The following is a 19,969-nucleotide window of genomic DNA, read 5'->3' as shown; positions in this document are numbered from 1 at the left end:
GTCAGGGGATTGAAACGCTCATGCTGTTGAGAGACGAAGTCGAAATGCTGCGAAGGGTGCCGATCTTTTCAAGAATCGCGCCAGCAAAGCTCAAGCTTTTGGCCTTTACCTCAGATCGCATGACCTACAAAGCCGGGCAAAATCTCTTCCTTCAGGGCGATGTCGGTGATGCCGCCTACGTCATTCTCTCCGGTACCGCCGATATCGTCGTCTCCTCGCCGGCTGGCGAGATCAAGGTCGCCGACGTCGAACCCAATTCCATCGTCGGCGAAATCGCCATCCTCTGCGATGTCTCGCGCACGGCAACGGTACGCGCCACCTCGCCGCTTGAGGTGCTGCGCATCAGCAAGGAGCACTTCCTGAAGCTGCTCAGCGATTTCCCTGAAATGGCCGTGGAAATCATGCGGGTGCTGGCCGACCGCCTCAACCACACCACCGCGGAGCTGACCGCTGCGCGGGCGGCGAAGCAGCCGCAGATGGCGCAGTAGGATTTCGCTTCAGGATTTCGGCGGCCATTTCTGTGCGCCGCGGACGAGACGCAAAATTTCCACCTGTTTGATTTTTTGGCGAACCCGATAGATCACGATAAAAGATGTGCGTGAAATGATCAGTTCGCGCGTTCCATCAATTCGTCCGGGCCGGTCGATCTCCGGCTGATCGATGAGCAAATCGGTCTGACGCTCGATCTCATCAAGCTGGCTTATTGCGGCGCCGACGTTCTGGTCGGTGATAAACTGAATTGCTTTCTTGCGATCTGATTCAGCTTTCGCACGCCAGACGAGCTTTATTTGGCCTCGCCCTTAAGCCGCGCCAGGAGCTCTGCCCGTTGACGCGCCATCTCCTCCTCAACGACCTCGTGAGGAATCCAGACGGTATTGGGATCATCGGCCTCCCGGATCGCTTCCTCGACCTGTTCGCGGAACCACGTGTCGTATTCCGCCGCCTCATGGGTACGACGCAGAGCTGCGGCCCGATCCGGCCGCGATGCCGTCCCCGGAGCATAATCGACTGCATCGACATCGAACTTAGAGATGCCGACGTCCTTGAGATAAGACACCAAGGTATCCATGCGCTTGAAGACGCGCACCTGCCGGCTGCGTTGGGCGGCGAGCGGGCGCTCGGCCTTGCCGTAGCGGATGACAACCGACCAGCCACCGGGCCTGCCGACGACATGAACCACCTCGACCGCTCCTGCTTCGACAAGGCGGGAAAGGGTCGAATGATCGATGGTTTCCGCGGTCATGGCATATCCTCGTTCAGGCCGACAAGGATTTAATTATAGATTGCCATGCATTCAATAATTGGAATTGCGCTGCCCGAAAACGACAGCCTGCATGGTTTCCCATGCAGGCCCATGCGTTCAAGTCCGTCTATTCGCGCTGTTCCAGCGCCCTGCTGAAGGCGAGGGCCGCAAGCGTGCAGATGGCGCCGGACAGCAGGTAGTAGCCGACGAAGGTCAGGCCGAAGCGGCTGGAAAGGCTGAGCGCCACCAGCGGCGCAAAACCCGCGCCGATCAGCCAGGCGAGGTCCGAAGTGAAGGCGGCGCCCGTATAGCGGTAACCGCGACCGAAGCGCGACGAGATCGAGCCCGTCGCCTGGCCGAAGGAAAGGCCGAGCACGCCGAAGCCGATGATGACGAAAGCGTCATGGCCGCTGTTGCCGGATGCGATCAGGCTCGGCCCGATAAAGCTGAAGACAGCGATGATGACGGCGCAGATGGCAAGCTGGGCGCGCCGGCCGATACGGTCGGCAATCAAGCCCGACGCGATGATGGTGAGGATGCCGACCGCGGCGCCGATCACCTGCACCACCATGAAGGCGCCGATCGGCTGGTTGCCGTAAAGGCTCATCCAGCCGAGCGGGAAAATGGTGACGAGGTGGAACATGGCAAAACTTGCCAGCGGCACGAAGGCGCCGATCAGGATGTCACGGCCATGAACGCGCAGCACGTCTAGGATGGGGGCGGCTTCCAGCTCGTGCTGTTCCAGCAGCGTGCCGAATTCCTTGGTCATGACCAGGCGCAAACGCGCAAACAGCGCCACGACATTGATCGCGAAGGCGACGAAGAAGGGATAACGCCAGCCCCAGGAGAGGAAATCCTCACTGGAAAGATTGGCGACGAAATAGCCGAACAGGGTACTCGCCAGCGCAAAGCCGATCGGCGCGCCGAGCTGCGGGATCATCGCATACCAGCCGCGGTGCTTGGCCGGCGCATTGAGCGCAAGCAGCGAGGCAAGGCCGTCCCAGGCGCCGCCGAGCGCAAAGCCCTGGCCGAGACGGAAGAGCGCCAGCAACGCGATCGACCAGACGCCGATCTCGTCGTAACCCGGAAGGAAGGCGATCGAGGCCGTGGAGCCACCGAGCAGGAAGAGCGCAATCGTCAGCTTGGTGCCGCGGCCATACAGCCGGTCGATCGTCATGAAGACGACGGAGCCGACCGGGCGGGCCAGGAAGGCCAGCGAGAAGATCGCGAAGGAATAGAGCGTTCCCGTCAGCCTGTCCGGCGCGAAGGGGAAGATCAGCTGTGGAAAGACCAGGACCGAGGCGAGGCCGTAGACGAAGAAATCGAAGAATTCCGACATGCGGCCGATCACCACGCCGATGGCGATGCTGCCCGGCGAAACCGGCTTGTCGTCGTGAATGCGCCGCGCGTCGCGTTCCAGCGACGACGATGACGGTCCGTAATGCGATGTTGTAGCCATGAAACGCCTCCCTCGTTGAAGCGCTTTCGGCAAGGCGCCTCAGCCTGATCTTGATCAAACCTGCAGGCTTATCAAGTCCGTAAGACGTAAATAGTTCATCATGGCGGCTCAAAATGAGGCGTGGGCGGAAAAAACAGCGTGATCCGGAGCGCGATTTTCCGATGGGATGCTGGCCTGCTCGGTTCTGGCGGATATATTGATTGGAAACATGCGCCGGCGGAAGAATCCTTCTTGATTTCATCAGGATTTCAAAGCTGTAGTGCAACATGATTCTTGCCGCAGTGCGGCATGATTGCTGCACTGCGACCAAACACCTCATGTCGCTATCGGGTCCAGTGCGTTAGTCGCGAACAAACGAAACAACAAGAGCTTAGAGACGTGCCAAAACTCGCGAAGTTTTCCCGCCTTCTATCCGTCTTGCCGCTGCTTTTCCTGGCAGGATGCAACATGGTGGTCATGGCGCCTTCCGGCGACATCGCCATGCAACAGCGCGATCTCATCGTCATTTCGACGGTGCTGATGCTTTTGATCATCATACCGGTGATCTTCCTGACGCTGTTCTTCGCCTGGCGCTATCGCCGCTCCAATACGGCGGCAACCTACGCGCCGGAATGGCACCACTCGACCCGTCTCGAAATCGTGATCTGGGCAGCACCGCTGGCAATCATCATCGCGCTTGGCGCCGTGACGTGGATTTCCACCCATAAGCTCGATCCCTACCGTCCGCTCGACCGCCTCGATGCGGAGCGCGCCATTCCGGCCGATACCAAGCCGTTGAACGTCGAGGTCGTGGCGCTGGACTGGAAATGGTTGTTCTTCTATCCCGAGCTCGGCATCGCCACGGTCAACGAACTCGCTGCCCCTGTGGACAGGCCGATCAATTTCAAGATCACCGCCTCCTCGGTGATGAACTCCTTCTACATCCCTGCCCTTGCCGGCCAGATCTATGCCATGCCGGGCATGGAAACGAAGCTGCACGCCGTCATCAACCGGGAAGGCGAATATGAGGGCTTCTCCGCCAATTACAGCGGCGCAGGCTTCTCCCACATGCGCTTCAAGTTCCACGGCCTTACCCAGGAGGGGTTTGACGCCTGGGTGGCGCAGGTCAAGCAGCAGGGCACGATGCTCAACCGCGACGCCTATCTGAAGCTCGAGAAGCCGAGCGAGAAGGAACCGGTGCGTTATTATGCCGGCGCCGATGCCGACCTTTACAACGCCATCCTCAACATGTGCGCCACGCCAGGCAAGATGTGCATGAACGAGATGATGCACATCGACATGATGGGCGGGGGCGGCAAGGAAAGTGCGGAGAACCGCGAGAAGCTGCAATATGACGACCGTCATGCCGACGAAGGCATCGTGGCGCCCGCCGCCACCGTGCCGGCGACGGGGGCACCGGCGCGAAGCGAACCCGCCGAGCGGAGCGACGGCAACAGCATGCAGCACGACATGCCCGGCATGCCCAGCACGCCTGGAATGGACATGCAGCATGAGGGTCATTCCATGCCCGGCATGAGCAATGGCGCCGATCCGGCGCCGGCGCAGCTCAACAACAACAATTAACCTGGCGCTTTGCGTCGCAAGACATAATGAACGGGTTGTTCCATGTTTTCCAATCCTGACCTCCTGAAGTTCGTCTTCGGCCGGTTGACCCTCGATGCCATCCCCTATCACGAGCCGATCCTGGTCGTGACCTTCATCGGCGTCGTCATCGGCGCCCTCGCGGTGCTCGGCATCATCACCTATTTCAAGTTCTGGGGTCCGCTCTGGCGGGACTGGATCTGCAGCGTCGATCACAAGAAGATCGGCATCATGTATGTGATCCTCGCCGTCATCATGCTGTTGCGCGGCTTCTCCGACGCGATCCTGATGCGCGTCCAGCAGGCGATCGCCTTCAACGGCTCAGAGGGCTATCTGCCGCCGCACCATTACGACCAGGTCTTCACCGCCCACGGCGTCATCATGATCTTCTTCGTGGCGATGCCCTTCGTTACCGGTTTGATGAACTTCGTGGTGCCGCTGCAGATCGGCGCGCGCGACGTCTCCTTCCCCTTCCTCAACAACTTCTCGTTCTGGATGACCACCGCCGGCGCGATCATCATCATGCTGTCGCTGTTCGTCGGCGAATTCGCCCAGACCGGCTGGCTCGCCTACCCGCCGCTGTCGGGCGCTGCCTACAGTCCGGGCGTCGGCGTCGATTATTATATCTGGGGCCTGCAGGTAGCCGGTGTGGGAACGACGCTTTCGGGCATCAACCTGATCGCCACCATCGTCAAGATGCGTGCTCCGGGCATGACCTTCATGAAGATGCCGGTCTTCACCTGGACGGCACTCTGCACCAACGTGCTGATCGTTGCCTCCTTCCCGATCCTGACGGCAACGCTCGCGCTGCTGTCGCTCGACCGCTACGCCGGCACGAATTTCTTCACCAACGACCTCGGCGGCAATCCGATGATGTACATCAACCTCATCTGGATCTGGGGTCATCCGGAGGTTTACATCCTCGTGCTGCCGGCCTTCGGCATCTTCTCGGAAGTCGTCGCCACCTTCTCCGGCAAACGCCTCTTCGGCTACGCCTCGATGGTCTACGCGACCTGCGTGATCATGATCCTGTCCTACATCGTCTGGCTGCACCACTTCTTCACGATGGGCTCCGGCGCCAGCGTCAATTCCTTCTTCGGCATCACCACGATGATCATTTCGATCCCGACGGGGGCGAAGATGTTCAACTGGCTCTTCACCATGTATCGCGGCCGCATCCGCTATGAGGTGCCGATGCTGTGGACTGTCGGCTTCATGGTGACCTTCGTCATCGGCGGCATGACGGGTGTCATGCTGGCCGTGCCGCCGGCCGACTTCGTGCTGCACAATTCGCTGTTCCTGATCGCCCATTTCCACAACGTCATCATCGGCGGCGTTCTCTTCGGCATGTTCGCCGGCGTGAACTACTGGTTCCCGAAGGCCTTCGGCTTCAAGCTCGATCCCTTCTGGGGCAAGATGAGCTTCTGGTTCTGGCAGATCGGCTTCTGGTTCGCCTTCATGCCGCTCTATGTGCTGGGCCTGATGGGCGTCACCCGTCGCATGAGCCAGTTCGAGGATCCGTCGATACAGATCTGGTTCATCATCGCCGCCTTCGGCGTCGGCCTGATCGCGCTTGGCATTGCCGCCTTCCTGATCCAGATCGTCGTCAGCTTCATGAAGCGCGAGGAATTGCGCGACGACAGCGGCGATCCCTGGGACGGCCGCACGCTGGAATGGTCGACCTCTTCGCCGCCGCCGGAATACAACTTCGCCCTGACGCCTGTCGTGCACGATCATGACGGCTGGTACGACATGAAGAACCGCGGTTATGCGCGTCCGCTGGAAGGCTTCCGGCCGATCCATATGCCGAAGAACACCGGCACCGGCGCGATCCTGTCTGCTATCAGCGTTGCACTCGCCTTCGGCCTGATCTGGTACATGTGGTGGCTGGTAGTCGTCTCCTTCGTCGCCATGCTCGCTGTGGCGATCGGCCATACCTTCAACTACAGACGCGACTTCTACATCCCCGCCGAAGAGGTGACCGAAACGGAAGGCAAGCGAACTGCGCTGCTTGCCGAGCAGGTGTGATGACCATGAGCGATCAGACTATCGACACGGCCGAAAAGCCTGAATTCTACCTGACGGAAGACCATCATCCGGAAAACAGCACCAATCTCGGCTTCTGGCTCTACCTGATGAGCGACTGCCTGATCTTTGCGGTGCTGTTTGCAACACACGGGGTGCTCGGCCGCAACTATGCCGCCGGTCCGTCGCCGGCCGATCTCTTCGATCTGCCGATCGTTGCCCTCAACACCTCGATGCTGCTGTTCTCCTCGATCACCTACGGCTTCGCGATGCTGCAGATGGAGCGGAACGCAAAGGCGGAAACGCTGTTCTGGCTTGCTGTGACCGGCCTGTTCGGCGCGGCTTTCATCGGGCTGGAACTCTACGAGTTCGTCCACCTGATCCATGAGGGCGCCGGGCCGACGCGCAGCGCCTTCCTCTCCTCCTTCTTCACCCTGGTCGGCACCCACGGGCTGCACGTCACCTTCGGCATCGTCTGGCTGATCACGCTGATGGTACAGGTGTCGATGCACGGCCTGATCGAGGCCAACCGCCGCCGCCTGATGTGCCTATCGATGTTCTGGCACTTCCTCGACGTCGTCTGGATCGGCGTCTTTTCCTTCGTCTACCTGTTGGGAGTTCTCGGATGAGTTCGCAAGCACCTGCACATGAGGACGCCCACGAGGCTCATCACGGCCACAGCCACGGCCATCAGGCCGGCCATGGAACGTTCCGCAGCTACATGACGGGCTTTGCGCTCTCCGTCATCCTCACCGCCATTCCCTTCTGGCTGGTCATGTCAGGCGTCTTCGAAAGCCCGGCGGTGACGGCGGTGCTGGTGATGGGCCTCGGCGCGATCCAGATCGTCGTCCACATGGTCTTCTTCCTGCATATGAATACCAGGAGCGAGGGCGGCTGGACGATCATGGCACTGATCTTCACCCTCATCATCGTCGCCATCGCGCTCTCCGGGTCGCTCTGGGTCATGCATCATCTCAACACCAACATGATGCCGATGAGCCCCGAGATGATGAAGAACATGCCGTGATTGGAACGAAGGGGCGGCGGCAGCGCCGCCCACATCGGTTCAGCCCAACAGCGGGTCAGGCCAACAGCGAATCAGGCATGAGCAAGGCTTACTCGGAACAATCGCAAAGGCGGCACTATCAGGTCAAACGCGCGATCTTCGCCGCCTGCCTGATACTGCTTGCCGCAGCACTCGCAGCCCTCGGCACCTGGCAGGTTGAGCGCCTGGTCTGGAAACGCGATCTCATCGCCCGCGTCGACCAGCGTGTGCATGCGCCACCCGTGCCGGCTCCGGCACGCGCCGACTGGAGCAAGGTCAACGCCACCGATGACGAATATCGGCGGGTGAGCGCAGTGGGGACGCTGGCGAACGACAAGGAAACGCTGATCTATGCCTCGACCGCGCTCGGTCCGGGTTATTGGGTAATGGCGCCGCTGACGCTTGCCGACGGTACATCAATCCTCATCAATCGCGGCTTCGTGCCGACCGAGAGGCGCGACCCGGCCTCGCGCCGCGAAGGCGAACTGTCTGGCCCGGTCGAGATCACCGGGCTGATGCGGATGACGGAGCCGAAGGGATCGCTGCTACAATCCAATGACGTTCCGGCCGACCGCTGGTATTCGCGCGATGTCGCAGCGATCGCTGAAAAGCGCGGCGTCGCTGCGATCGCGCCCTATTTCATCGACGCCGATGCCACCGCCAATCCGGGCGGCCTGCCTGTCGGCGGCCTCACGATCATCGACTTCCCCAACAACCATCTCGTCTACGCGATCACCTGGTACGGGCTGGCGGTGATGGTGCTTGTATTGCTGGTGTTCATTCTTCGCGGCGATAGAGGGAGCGGATCGCCCCTATGAAGCAATCCGGCTGATCGCCTCGGCGAGCTGCGCCTGCGAGAAGGGCTTGCCGAGACGGGGCAGGTCGACGATGCCGGCTCCTTCAGGGATCTCGGCGTAGCCGGTTGCGAGGATGATCGGCATGTCGGGCCATTCGCTGCGGATCGCCTCGGCGAGCTGCGCGCCCGTCATGCGCGGCATGGCATGGTCGCAAATCACCAGGTCGACCTGCTGCTTGCGCAGGATGTCGAGCGCCTCGGGACCCCCCATCGCCTCGAATACGGTATGGCCGAGATCTTCGAGCATCAGCGTCGTATTCATCAGGACCAGACCGTCGTCATCAACGGCGACGATGCGCAGCCGGCGCGATGCATTTTCCTCCTGTTGCGGCCGGTCGGCAGCGGCCTCGGTCCCCTGTTCGACCGTTGCGACCGGGAACCATAATTCGGCCGTCGTACCTTCGCCGAGGCTGCTCTTCATCATGAGGCGGCCGCCGGACTGGGACGCAAGGCCCTGCACCATGGAAAGGCCGAGGCCGGTGCCCTTGCCGACACCCTTGGTGGTGAAGAATGGGGTGATTGCCTGTTCCAGCGTCTTTGCATCCATGCCCTCGCCTTCGTCGATCACCGCGATACGGACATAGCGGCCAGGCGACAGCGGGCCATTGCCTGATGACAGCGACTCTTCGCAAGCGCGAAGCACGATCCTGCCGCCGGACGGCATGGCATCGCGGGCGTTGACGACCAGGTTCAAGATCGCCATCTCCAGCTGGTTCGGATCGGTCAGGATCGTTGGCAGCCTGACAGGGAAAGAGGTCTCGATCACGGTGAGCGGGCCGAGCGAACGGCTCAGCATATCCATCATGCCGCGCACCAGGCCGGAGACGTCGATCGGCTCCATGTGCAGTTCCTGCCGGCGGGAAAAGGCAAGCATGCGCTGCGTCAGCGCAGCACCACGCTGAGCGCCCTGCATGGCATTGTCGACCAGCGATGTCAGAGAGAGATCTCTCGGCATGCGTTTCTTCAGGATTTCGAGACTGCCGAGGACAGCCATCAGCAGATTGTTGAAATCATGGGCAATACCGCCGGTCAATTGACCGATCGCCTCCATCTTCTGCGACTGGAAAAGCTCTTCTCGAGCCTGTTCCAGTGCCCGCTGGGTCTCCATCTTCTCGGTGATATCGCGGGTGATCTTCGCAAAACCGAGCACATCGCCTTCGTCGTCGCGGATGACGTCGATGACGACGCTGGCCCAAAAACGGCTGCCGTCCTTGCGGACGCGCCAGCCTTCCCGCTCGAACCGACCCTCGGCGCGGGCAAGCCGGAGCGCGGTCTCCGGCACGCCGGCTTCGCGGTCCTCGGGGGTATAGAAAGTCGAGAAATGCCGACCAATGATTTCTTGCGGTCGATAGCCCTTGATACGCTCGGCGCCGAAATTCCAACTGCTGACATTGCCGTCGGGATCGAGCATGTAGATCGCATAGTCCGAGACGCCCTGGACGAGCCGGCGGAACTGTTCCTCGCTCTGGCGGATCGCCTTTTCGGCCGCCCGGCGTTCGGTCAGGTCGCGGGTGATCTTGGCATAGCCGATGAGTTCGCCGGAAGGACGGCGGATCGGATCGATGATCACATGCGCCCAGAAGCAGGTTCCATCCTTGCGCTGGCGCCAGCCTTCCCCCTCGAACCGGCCGTGCTTCTCAGCCGTGGCGAGCGCACGCGCCGGAACTCCTGCGGCGCGGTCCTCTTCCAAATAGAAACGGGAAAAATGCTGGCCGAGAATTTCGGAAGGCCTGTAACCTTTGAAGCGCTGCGCGCCGGTATTCCAGCTCGTGATGATGCCTTCCGGGCTCAGCATATAGATGGCGTAGTCGGTGATGGCATCGACCAGAAGGCGAAAGCGTCCCTCTTCGTCAAGAGACGTGTCATGTCGATTCAATACTTCCATCGGCCCCTCGGAGTCACCAGCGCTTTATAACGCAGCAGGGGGTGGATAGTTCCGATGCAGTCCGAATTTCAAACGGCCTTGACCTGCGGGTAGAACCGCTCGCCGACACGCTCGGCAGCGGCATAGGCTTGCGAGACGATCTCCGGCACAAGATCGATATCGGGCAGGCTGCCGAGGCCGAGGGGACCGACGGCAAAGAGCCCTGCGACCGTCGAACCGTCCTCGAGGAAGGGCTCGCCGCGCGCATTGACCGCCAGGCCGAGCGAGAGCTCGTCCTGCATGGCGAGGCCGGCAGAAAGCAGGCTTTGCATCAGCGGCGCTGAAAGATCCGGCGCCTGACAGCGGCAATCGATGATGCGCTCGGCATGGATGACCTCCTCGGCCGCGGAACCGGCCGGCGTGAAGAACAGGCCGCTCAGGCCCCGGCGGCCGGCCCGGCCACGGCGCAGCACCGTGCGGCCTTCGGCGAGCTCACGTTTCAGCCGCAGGTGCATGGCTTCCGGCAGGCGGTTGCGATGGCTGTCGTAGATGGCCCTGAGGTGCCGGTTGAACTGATGCTTGTCGCGGGCCGGCAGCGAGCGCCAGAGCGAGCGGGCATGTTTTCTGAGGCCGTTCATCACCGATTGCCAGCTTCGCCCCGCCTCCTCCGCCTCGCGACAGGCTTCACGGATGAAGCGCACGATCTCCGGCAGGCTCTGCGGCAGAGCCTCTGCCGGGAAGACCGGATCGGCGGAATTCGGCGTATGGCTCTGGGGCAGGAAGCCGCGCCGGGAAATAATCGTCACCTGGCCGGCGTAACCGGAATCGCGCAGCTGCAGCAGCTGGTCGACGACGCGGATGCCGCTGCCAAGAAGTACTGCATGCGGCCGCGCGACGAGGCGCTGGGCCCTGATCGGCGAAGCGTCCTCACCGCCCGCATCCGGCACAGTCAGGCCGTAGCCGGTGGCGAGGATCACGGTATCGAACAGCGGATTGGCGGGATTGGCGCTTTCGAGCAGGAAGCGGTTGCCGTGGCTCCTACGGATCGCCACGACCGGATCGTTGCAGACCTGGACGGTGATATCCCTGCGCGCGGCCAGCGCTTCCGAAAAGCGCTGATAGACATAATCGCTGAAGATCTCCTTTGGCACGAAGATCTGCCGGAATCCCGGAATGGCGGCCGGCACGGCGGCGCGGAAGGCGGCGTTGCTGCAGAGCCAGTCGTTGAAATCGTCATTGTCGCCGACCGAGACCGAGAGATCCCGCACACGGGTGTTGAGGATCGTCGAGGAGCGGACTGAGGCCAGCGCCTGCCCACCGCTGACCGACGAATTCGGATCGAACAGCTGCAGGTGGAAGGGCGCGCGCACCGTCTTCATCAGCGCGATGGCCGTCATCATGCCGGAAAAGCCGCGCCCGACGATCGCAATGCGTGGTACGGCTGATATCTGCGCCGCCGCATTGGCTCTCGCGGAAAAAAGTCCCTGAACCGTCATCGCAACTCCTTTGCGGCTTCATCCGCACCCTGGGTCGATTGAGGTTTCAACGCATAAAACAGCGGTTCATGCGTTGACGAGGTTCATGCGGCCATTCACAACACCTGCCGCGGCATCGGGGTCCGAACCAGCAGCCCCGCAAGAGAACGAGGGGAGCAACCACGCCCGTCCATAGTCTATCAAACTAGTAGTGTATGAAAGCGCTAAATGGCGCGGGTGGCAAGAGCTTTGTTGCCCCATCAATTCAAGCTATTGAAATATAACATATTTTTGAAGTATCCCGTGGAAGTATGGCCGAGTTTTGCACCCGAACTGCGAATTGATCGCTGAAAACGTCGGTTCGACAGCGACCCTAGCTACCCTCGCCCGGATAGTGTTTTGCCTTCAGCAGGCTCGCCAGATGCGCCGTGTTGCGCGCCAGCATGTCGACGGCTTTCGTCACGACCTTCGGCACCTTGTCGAGATCGACGAAATTGGTGGAACCCATTGCCTCGCCGACCCAGTAGGCGACCGCATTCGCCGGAATGGTGAAGCCGACGTCGTTCAGCGCCTGGAAGAGCTCGGCCGACACATGATGGGCGCCGTCCTCATTGCCGACGACGGCAACAGCCGCGACCTTGCCATAGGAGACCATACGGCCCTCTTCGTCGGTCTCCTCGAGGAAGGCGTCCATGCGCTCCAGCGCCCGCTTGCAGACGCTGGATGGCTGGCCGAGCCAGATCGGCGTCGCCATCAGCAGGATATCGGCATCCAGCACCTTGGCGCGAATATCCGGCCAGTCATCGCCGGCACCTTCGTCTGAGGTGACGCCCGGCTTGACGTTGAAATCGGCAAGGCGAAGCACTTCGGTCTCAACGCCATGTGCAGACATCGCCTTGTCGATCAGACCGATCATCCGGTCGGTCGAGGACGCATCCTTGGCGTCGCTGGTCTTCAGCGTGGCGTTGAGGGCGAGAGCTTTGAGCGGCATGGGTCTCTCCGGCGGTTGGCATTCGCCTGCTGCAACCCGGTCGCGCACAGATTGTTCCAGCCCGGATGCGAGGAGACCTCACGTAAAAATAACCAACTGGTGAATTCTTTACTTGAACCCCCAAATGGAATCGGCAAAAGTGAAGGTGCTATCAATCCCTTCATGGATTTGCCGTCTTTTCGGGCCAGCGTCCGACCACACATCTATTGGAAAAAATACCGTGAGCAGCGATGCGTTAATACGCGCGACGAAGCCTTCGGCTTCGATGGCGCTTGCAACTGCGGCAGGCTGGGGCCGAGGCCTCTTCACATTGGTGCGCATCACCATGATGGCCTTCCGCCACCCCTGGCAATCCGGCTTTGCGATCGGCGCCACGCTTGTTGCCTCCACCTTCCAGCTGATGATCCCGCGCCTTCTCGGCCGGGCCGTCGACCACACGCAGATGGCGATGAGCGGCGGTGCGGCGGGCCAGGCGGCACAGGACGCGCTTTTGACGACCGCGCTACTGCTGCTCGGCGCCAGTGTGCTGCGCGGCCTCTTCACCATGGTGCAGAACTATTACAGCGAAGCCGTCGGCCATCACATCGGCTACGAGCTGCGGCTGGCCTGCTACGAGAAAATCCAGCGTCTCTCTTTCAGCTTTCACGACACCGTGCATTCCGGCGACCTGATCACCGTCGGCCTGCTCGATCTCGAAGGCGTGCGCATGTATTTCTCGACAGCGCTCGTCCGGATGATCCTGCTGTCGATCCTGATCGGCATCGGCGCCTATATGCTGCTGTCGACCGATGTCGTGCTCGGCCTTCTGGCGCTGAGCTTCGTGCCCTTCGTTGGCTGGCGCTCCTCGGTGACGCAGCTCAGGCTACGTGCCACCTGGCTCGACCTGCAGGAGCGGCTTTCGGTGCTGACCCGCATCATGGAGGAGAATCTCGGCGGCATCCGCGTCGTGCGCGCTTTTGCCGCCCACGAACACGAGATTTCGAAATTCGAGGCCGCGTCGAAGAGCGCATTGGCGCTTGCACATCAGCGCGTCGGCATCCGTGTCACCAATACCAGCGCCATGACCTTCTCCTTCTTCGCGGCGATGGGCCTGGTGCTCTGGATCGGCGGCGGCAAGGTGATGTCGGGCGAGATCACCGTCGGCACGCTGGCTTCCTTCCTGACCTTCATGACCATCCTGCAGATGCCGGTGCGCCAGCTCGGCCTGATGGTCAACGCCTTTGCCCGCGCCTCCACTTGCGGCTCGCGTCTCTTTGCCCTTCTCGACCTCGACATCGCGATCAAGGATGCGCCGGATGCGAAGGAACTGAGCCTCACCGGCGGCGTGTTGCGCTTCGAGAATGTCAGCTTCGCCTATCCGGGTTCCGAAAAACGCACCGTGCTCCAGGATGTCTCCTTCGAAGCCCGCCGCGGCCAGACGATCGGCATTGTCGGGCCTCCGGGCAGCGGCAAGTCGACGATCGCCCATCTCATTCCCCGCTTCTACGACGTCAGCGGCGGCAAAATCACGATCGACGGCCAGGACATCCGCAAGGCGACGCTGCAATCGCTGCGCAGGGCGGTTGCCGTCGTGCAGCAGGATTCCTTCCTGTTCACGACGACGATCGAAAACAACATCGCCTATGGCGACCCATGGGCAAAGGAAGGCCGCATCGAGCGCGCCAGCGAAAGCGCCCAGCTGCACAATTACGTGCTCGGCCTGCCCACAGGTTACGGCACCGTCGTCGGCGAGCGCGGCGTTTCGCTTTCCGGCGGCCAGCGGCAGCGACTTTCGATCGCCCGCGCGCTGATGCTGAGACCGGCGGTGATGGTATTCGACGATTCGACGGCGGCGATCGATGCCGCCACCGAACAGCGCATCCGCAGCGCCATGCGCCGCTACGCCGCAGACCGCGTAACGATCATCGTCGCCCATCGCCTGAGCTCGCTGATGCATGCCGACCAGATCCTGTTCGTCGAAGACGGCCGGATCGTCGAACGCGGCACGCATGCGGCGCTGCTTTCGCTCGGCGGGCGTTACAAGGCGCTCTACGACCTTCAGGTGCGGCCGGGCGACGAGGCTTTGAGCGCCTAGCAGACAGCATATTCCCCCTCTTCCCCTGGGTGGGGAGAGGGGAACGGGTAGTGACTATGCAGGCCGCCTGAAGTGTTGGCCGCGGGAGGAATGACATGGCCGAGGAACTGGAAACCGAGCGTCCCGACGTTCGCGAGGATGGACGCCGCCCACCACGGGCGGTCGTCGGTTCACATCGCGTCGAAGAGGAGATGTTCGGCAAGGCCTTCGACGGCAACATCGTCAAGCGCATCTGGGTCTTCGTCAGCCCCTATCGCCGGCAGGTCCTCTGGTCGGTCGTCGCCGTTTTGACCTTCACGATGATGCAGCTCACCATCCCGCTGATCATCCGCTATGCCATCGATCACGGCATGTCGCCGGGCGGCAACCCTTCGGCGCTGATCTGGTCGATCGTCGCCTTCACCATTGCCATCCTCATCAACTATGCGGCGAGCTACGCGCAGGAGACGCTGGTCGGCGGCGTGGCGGAAGACGTGCTCTTCGATATCCGCAAGGCGATGTTTTCGCATCTGCAGCGCGTCTCGCTCTCCTTCATGGACAAGACCGAAGTGGGACGGTTGATGTCGCGCCTGCAGGGCGACGTCAACTCGATGCAGGAATTCCTCGAAACCTCGGTGCTCTCCGTCGGCGACATCCTGCTGCTCTTCGGCATCGTCTTCGTGATGCTCTATCTCGACTTCAAGCTGGGGCTGCTGACGCTCTCGGTGTTGCCGGTGCTCTTCATTGTCCGGCTGTTCTGGTTGCCGTTGGCGCGCAAGTCCTTCATGGCCGCGCACGAGACCAATTCGGTTGCCGCCGGCGCGCTTGCCGAGGCGATCCACGGCGTGCGCGCCGTCCAGAGCATGGACAGGCAGGGCGTCAACTTCACGCTCTACGACGACAAGGCGCATGCCAACCTCGAGACGCATTTGACGGCGGCGCGTTATGCGCAGGTGATGGTGCCGATCGTCGACAGCCTGACGGGCGTGGCGATGGCGCTCGTCATCGTCGTCGGTGGCGCCCGCGTTCTCAATCAGGCGCTCGATGTCGGCGTGCTCGTCGCCTTCCTGTTTTATATCCAGCGTTTCTTCGACCCGATCCGTTCTCTGACCCTGCAATATTCGGTGATGCAGCGCGCCATGGCGTCCGGCCAACGGCTGACCGAGGTGCTTGACGTGCCTGTCGACATCAAGGATGCACCCGGTGCCACGGCGCTGTCGCGCGACATGGACGGCTCGGTGGAATTCAAGGACGTCGTCTTCGGCTACAATCCGAAACATCCGGTGCTGAAACATGTGAGCTTCAAGGTCAATCCCGGCGAGACGGTGGCGCTGGTCGGGCCGACGGGGTCCGGCAAATCGAGCTGCATGTCGCTGATCCATCGCTTTTACGATGTGCAGCAGGGCCAGGTGCTGGTCGGTGGCCATGATGTGCGTGATCTGACGCAGGATTCGCTCGGAGCGCAGATCGCCATGGTGCTGCAGGAACCCTTCCTCTTCACCGGAACGGTCTTCGAGAATATTCGCTACCACATGCACGAGGCGACGCGCGAACAGGTGATCGAGGCGGCGAAGGCCGTTGGCGCGCACGAGTTCATCATGCGCCTGCCGGAGGGCTACGACAGCGTTCTCGGCGAGCGCGGCGGCAATCTCTCGCTTGGCCAGCGCCAGCTTTTAAGCTTTGCTCGCGCGCTGGTGGCGGATGCGAAGATCCTCGTGCTCGACGAAGCGACGGCCAATATCGACAGCTATACCGAGATGCTGATCCAGAAGGCACTGGTGAAGCTGCTCGAAAACCGCACCGGCCTCGTCATCGCCCATCGCCTCGCGACGATCCGCGAGGCGGATCGCATCATCGTGCTGCAGAACGGCGAAATCATCGAAAGCGGCAACCACCACCAGCTGATGAAGAATGGCAAGCTCTATTCGAAGCTCTATAATCTCAACTACGCGTCCTTCGACGACATTCCCGAAGATGTGCTGGAAGAGACGACGGCTGCCCACTCGGCGACATAGAGCATTTCCGTTTTCTTCGACGCTCCACCACCGCTTCATTCGCTGGAGCCCACTCGGCGTGTTCGACAGGATCATGATCGACGCCAACACATCTGAAGGCCCACGCACCGCGGCAAGCCTTCTAAAAAAAGGCATGTTCCCCGTCGTATCGGGCGAACCAAGTGCGGGCTGAACTCGCAGCTCCATGCCGTCTGCGATGGTGACGGCCGGCCGATCATCATGCTTCTCTCTGAAGGCCAGATGAGCGACCACAAGGGCGCAAGGATCGTGCTCAACGCATTGCCTAAAGCAGATTGCATCGCAGCTTCCGCCATCTTCTGGCTGTGATTAACGAGTTCCAAATCGTTCGATAAGCATCTCAGTGAGGGTTCGCACTTTTCGAGAGGGATACTGGCCGGGCGGCCTCACGACGAAGATGCCGGCTGGCGGAATCGGATGACGCGTCATGATTGGCACCAGTGCACCCGAACAAATATGGTCCGCGACGAGCGGTTCTGGCAGATAGGCGACCCCGACTCCATCCAGAGCGGCGGCTACGAGGGACATTGCGTTATCAGCTATGAAGCGTCCCTGGGGACGCACCGTGACAATCTCGTCGCCATCCATGAACTGCCACTTCTCGGCGTCCCGCATAACGACTTGGTGATTCACAATCTCGTCCGGTGTTTCGGGGGCACCGTGAGCCTCAATGTAGGCAGGACTCGCAACCAGCTTGCCAAAGATCGGCCCGATACGTCTTGCGACGAGGTTCGAGTCCGACAGATGCCCCAGCCGAATTGCGCAATCAAAACCCTCTCCGACGAGATCTACGAAGCGATCAGTATAGGAAGAAAGGATTTGTAGTTGCGGGTGTCGGCAAGCCATCTGGGAGAGGACGGGAGCAAAATAGGTCGGGCCAAATGACAGTGGCGCGGCTACGCGCATGCGGCCTCGAACCTCGCCGGCGGGCAGGATCGTTTCGCGCACCACATCCAAGTCAGCAGAAACCCGTGCTGCGTAATCCCTGAATGTACAACCTGCTTCCGTGAGCGCGATACCACGGGTCGTTCTTGCAAATAGCTGTGCGCCGAGTTCCGCCTCAAGCCTGGTGATCCGCCGGCTGATCATCGACTTGGAGATGCCCAGTCGCAGCGCTGCAGACGATACTCCGCCGGCATCAGCAACTTCGACAAATATTCTTAGATCCTCAAGTTCCACAAAGCGTTCCTTATTTTGCAACACGGCTTCACACGACCGAGGACTACCAAGGCAAAGAAGAGGATGACACCTTCGCTGCGGCTGACTCTCCCACGAGGGCTCCTCGCAACGTGCCTACGAACCGCCAATATAGGATTTATTCCATAATCTTTCTAACGGCTTCAACTCACTTCTTCGTCCATCGCACGCGTCCGTAAGCGCCGGCTTGCGCATGACCGCAATTGGCAAAAATCAGTCGAACGAGGGTAAAATGATCAGAAAAATATTCATCGCGTTTGTGACAAGTTTTTCTTTCTCTGCAGTTCAGGCACAAACGACGCAGGAGCAGCCCGGCGCTGATCTGATCGTTTTCAACGCAAAGATCTTTACCGGCAACCGTGCTCAGCCCGAAGCTTCGGCTTTAGCCATCAAGGAAGGCCGCATTTATTCCGTAGGCTTGGATGCGGACATTCTCAGTCTGACAAATTCAGAGACCAGGGTGATTGATGCGCGCAGCCGCAGGCTCATCCCCGGCATCATCGATGCCCACATACATGTCCTCAACGACTTGGCCTATAACTACAATGTTCGATGGGATGGTGTGCCGACGCTGCGTCGCGCATTGGCCATGCTAAGCGAGCAGGCCGCACGCACGCCGAAGGGCCAATGGGTCAAGGTCATTGGAGGCTGGTCACCCTACCAATTCGAGGAGAACCGCTTCCCCACGCTGGATGAATTGCGCAGCGCCGTGCCCGATCGCCCCATGATCGTGCAATATGCTTATAACCAAGCCTTCTTGAACAAGCAGGCGATGGAGGCGCTTGGCGTGGGTACCGATCGGTTCCCAAAGGTGCCGGACACCGAATTCGAAAAGGACAGCCACGGTAATCCCACCGGTGTGGTCCACGGCTATACTTGGTTGTTTCTCGCCCTCGAGAGCATGGTGCCGCAGCCCACGTTCGACGAACAAGTGAGTTCGTTGATCTATAGCATTCACGGTCTGAACCGGTTCGGCGTGACCTCGATCGTCGATAACGGCGGCAGGTGGCCCTACCCCAAGGCCCAGGCGAGGGTAGACGTGCTTGCACGAGACAACCGCCTCAATGTGCGCATGCCGTTTGTGGACTTGCAACTCGGCGATGGCGGGCCGGTAAACATGGTGGATCTGGAAATCGAGGCGATCACGAAAACGGCGCCGATGAGTCCAGGGCAAAACCTCCACCCCACCCTGGCACATGGCCATGAATATCGAGGGGCCGGGGAGGTTCTGAGCGGGGAAGTGCACGATCATGAGAACTTCGACCGTCCGGCGGTCATCATCGAGCCTGAGAAGATGCGGCGCTTCGTCGAGCAGGATGTGATGAAGCTGGTCCAGCGGCATATCCCGTTTCGCATGCACGTCAGCTACAACGAGAACATCTCCCCCTTTCTCGACGCTCTGGAGAAGGTGAACGAGACGACCCCGCTCGATGGCCTGAAATGGAGTCTCGAGCACGCTGAGACCATTAGTCCGCAGAACATCGCTCGGGTGAAAAAGCTGGGTGGCGGAATTGCCCTGGACGCCAAAATGGCGCTGCACGGCGATGGTTTCATCAGGACATATGGCCGCGAGAAGGCGTTGGAGACGCCGCGTCTGCGCATGCTCGTCGATAGCGGCATGCCGCTGGCCATGACCACCGACGCCTTCCGGGCGGCCACGTTCAACCCTTGGGTGGCTGTAAGTTGGATGGTATCTGGCAAGTCAGTGGCCGGATCCGAAATTCTTGCCGAGGACAATCGCCTATCCCGCACCGAGGCGCTGAAACTTTTTACCAATGGTGCAGCGTGGTTCATGAATACAGAATCCGAAATGGGCGTAATCGCCCCCGGATACCTGGCGGACTTTGTTGTGCTCGACAGGGATTACTTCACCGTGTCGGAAGATCAGATCAAATCCATCTCTTCTGTGCTCACTATCTTGGACGGAGAGGTCGTGTTTGGTGCGCAGGACTATAGCGCTCTATCGCCAAAACTGCCCGAGATCCTTCCGGCTTGGTCACCCGTAAAATACTTCGGCAGCTATCATGGGGAAAAATGAACCAAGCTGACAGGTTCTCCCCGCTTTCCCCGACAGCTTCGTTGCAGAAGCCCGTTGGACTCCGGTTTCGCCGCCTGGCCGTACCCTGCTGCGGCGGAAGCACCATCGC

At 60.8% G+C, this 19,969-nt stretch carries 16 protein-coding genes and 1 pseudogene; 10 read left to right on the top strand and 7 right to left on the bottom strand.

Translation table 11 applies throughout. The features are described from left to right. Positions 1-20 precede the first annotated feature (20 nt). Entirely contained in the window at positions 21-488 is a 468-nt protein-coding gene (locus J3P73_RS28230) for a cyclic nucleotide-binding domain-containing protein (RefSeq protein ID WP_018071540.1), read from the top strand. Between the two features lie 9 nt (positions 489-497). On the opposite strand, the gene J3P73_RS28225 is transcribed toward J3P73_RS28230, so the two are convergent. The 3 genes from J3P73_RS28225 to J3P73_RS28215 form a co-directional block, all read right to left on the bottom strand. After that, a complete protein-coding gene (locus J3P73_RS28225; protein ID WP_024321681.1) occupies positions 498-788 on the bottom strand; it encodes a type II toxin-antitoxin system RelE/ParE family toxin in 291 nt (96 codons plus the stop codon). Further along, positions 785-1,243, bottom strand: coding sequence for a hypothetical protein (locus J3P73_RS28220; RefSeq protein ID WP_130726113.1), 459 nt, complete (start codon positions 1,241-1,243; stop codon positions 785-787). Before J3P73_RS28220 ends, J3P73_RS28225 begins: the two co-directional genes overlap by 4 nt. Positions 1,244-1,370: 127 nt before the next feature. Next, entirely contained in the window at positions 1,371-2,702 is a 1,332-nt protein-coding gene (locus tag J3P73_RS28215; protein WP_018071543.1) for an MFS transporter, read from the bottom strand. A gap of 378 nt (positions 2,703-3,080) precedes the next feature. On the opposite strand from J3P73_RS28215, the gene cyoA reads away from it, so the two are divergent. Genes cyoA through J3P73_RS28190 form a run of 5 tightly spaced genes read left to right on the top strand, consistent with a single transcriptional unit; the run spans position 3,081 to position 8,171 of the window. Then, positions 3,081-4,265, top strand: coding sequence for a ubiquinol oxidase subunit II (gene cyoA, locus J3P73_RS28210; protein WP_027690043.1), 1,185 nt, complete (start codon positions 3,081-3,083; stop codon positions 4,263-4,265). 42 nt (positions 4,266-4,307) lie between these two features. Next, positions 4,308-6,311 carry a cytochrome o ubiquinol oxidase subunit I gene (gene cyoB, locus J3P73_RS28205; RefSeq protein ID WP_027690044.1) on the top strand — a complete coding sequence of 668 codons (2,004 nt, stop codon included), beginning with the start codon at positions 4,308-4,310 and terminating at the stop codon, positions 6,309-6,311. Between the two features lie 5 nt (positions 6,312-6,316). Beyond that, positions 6,317-6,937: a cytochrome o ubiquinol oxidase subunit III gene (gene cyoC, locus J3P73_RS28200; protein WP_207580066.1), complete on the top strand. Its 621-nt coding sequence runs from the start codon at positions 6,317-6,319 to the stop codon at positions 6,935-6,937. Next, positions 6,934-7,335, top strand: a complete 402-nt coding sequence (gene cyoD, locus J3P73_RS28195; RefSeq protein ID WP_018482589.1) for a cytochrome o ubiquinol oxidase subunit IV — start codon at positions 6,934-6,936, stop codon at positions 7,333-7,335. Before cyoC ends, cyoD begins: the two co-directional genes overlap by 4 nt. Continuing rightward, complete coding sequence (locus J3P73_RS28190) at positions 7,332-8,171, top strand: SURF1 family protein (RefSeq protein WP_425328907.1); 840 nt, start codon at positions 7,332-7,334, stop codon at positions 8,169-8,171. The genes cyoD and J3P73_RS28190 overlap by 4 nt, the downstream gene beginning before the upstream one ends. Here the strand turns inward: J3P73_RS28190 and J3P73_RS28185 are convergent. The 3 genes from J3P73_RS28185 to J3P73_RS28175 all read right to left on the bottom strand — a co-directional run bounded on the left by J3P73_RS28185 (position 8,166) and on the right by J3P73_RS28175 (position 12,539). After that, a complete protein-coding gene (locus J3P73_RS28185; protein WP_027690046.1) occupies positions 8,166-10,094 on the bottom strand; it encodes a hybrid sensor histidine kinase/response regulator in 1,929 nt (642 codons plus the stop codon). The genes J3P73_RS28190 and J3P73_RS28185 overlap by 6 nt on opposite strands. Positions 10,095-10,162: 68 nt before the next feature. Then, positions 10,163-11,569, bottom strand: a complete 1,407-nt coding sequence (locus tag J3P73_RS28180; RefSeq protein ID WP_024321687.1) for an FAD/NAD(P)-binding protein — start codon at positions 11,567-11,569, stop codon at positions 10,163-10,165. 352 nt (positions 11,570-11,921) lie between these two features. Next, positions 11,922-12,539: a flavodoxin family protein gene (locus J3P73_RS28175; RefSeq protein WP_130688925.1), complete on the bottom strand. Its 618-nt coding sequence runs from the start codon at positions 12,537-12,539 to the stop codon at positions 11,922-11,924. Between the two features lie 112 nt (positions 12,540-12,651). Here J3P73_RS28175 and J3P73_RS28170 point away from each other — a divergent pair, with 112 nt between their 5' ends. From J3P73_RS28170 to J3P73_RS37710, 3 genes and pseudogenes are all read left to right on the top strand, one after another. Then, positions 12,652-14,613, top strand: a complete 1,962-nt coding sequence (locus tag J3P73_RS28170) for an ABC transporter ATP-binding protein (protein WP_197726933.1) — start codon at positions 12,652-12,654, stop codon at positions 14,611-14,613. 95 nt (positions 14,614-14,708) lie between these two features. Next, positions 14,709-16,607, top strand: a complete 1,899-nt coding sequence (locus J3P73_RS28165; RefSeq protein WP_207580064.1) for an ABC transporter ATP-binding protein — start codon at positions 14,709-14,711, stop codon at positions 16,605-16,607. Between the two features lie 19 nt (positions 16,608-16,626). Beyond that, positions 16,627-16,898 (top strand): annotated as a pseudogene (locus J3P73_RS37710) (transposase family protein); the annotation flags it as partial. A gap of 36 nt (positions 16,899-16,934) precedes the next feature. Here J3P73_RS37710 and J3P73_RS28160 read toward each other — a convergent pair. Beyond that, on the bottom strand, positions 16,935-17,804 hold the full coding sequence (locus J3P73_RS28160) for a LysR family transcriptional regulator (RefSeq protein WP_164567777.1): 870 nt from the start codon (positions 17,802-17,804) through the stop codon (positions 16,935-16,937). A 250-nt stretch (positions 17,805-18,054) separates the two neighbouring features. On the opposite strand from J3P73_RS28160, the gene J3P73_RS28155 reads away from it, so the two are divergent. Then, the gene (locus J3P73_RS28155; protein ID WP_207580063.1) at positions 18,055-19,860 is read left to right on the top strand and encodes an amidohydrolase; all 1,806 of its coding nucleotides are present in this window, start codon (positions 18,055-18,057) and stop codon (positions 19,858-19,860) included. The last annotated feature ends 109 nt before the right edge of the window (positions 19,861-19,969 follow it).

This window comes from Rhizobium ruizarguesonis, assembly GCF_017357285.1.
Classification (GTDB): Bacteria; Pseudomonadota; Alphaproteobacteria; order Rhizobiales; family Rhizobiaceae; genus Rhizobium; species Rhizobium ruizarguesonis.
Note: the sequence above shows the minus strand (reverse complement) of the source record. Positions and strands in the feature narration are given on the sequence as shown.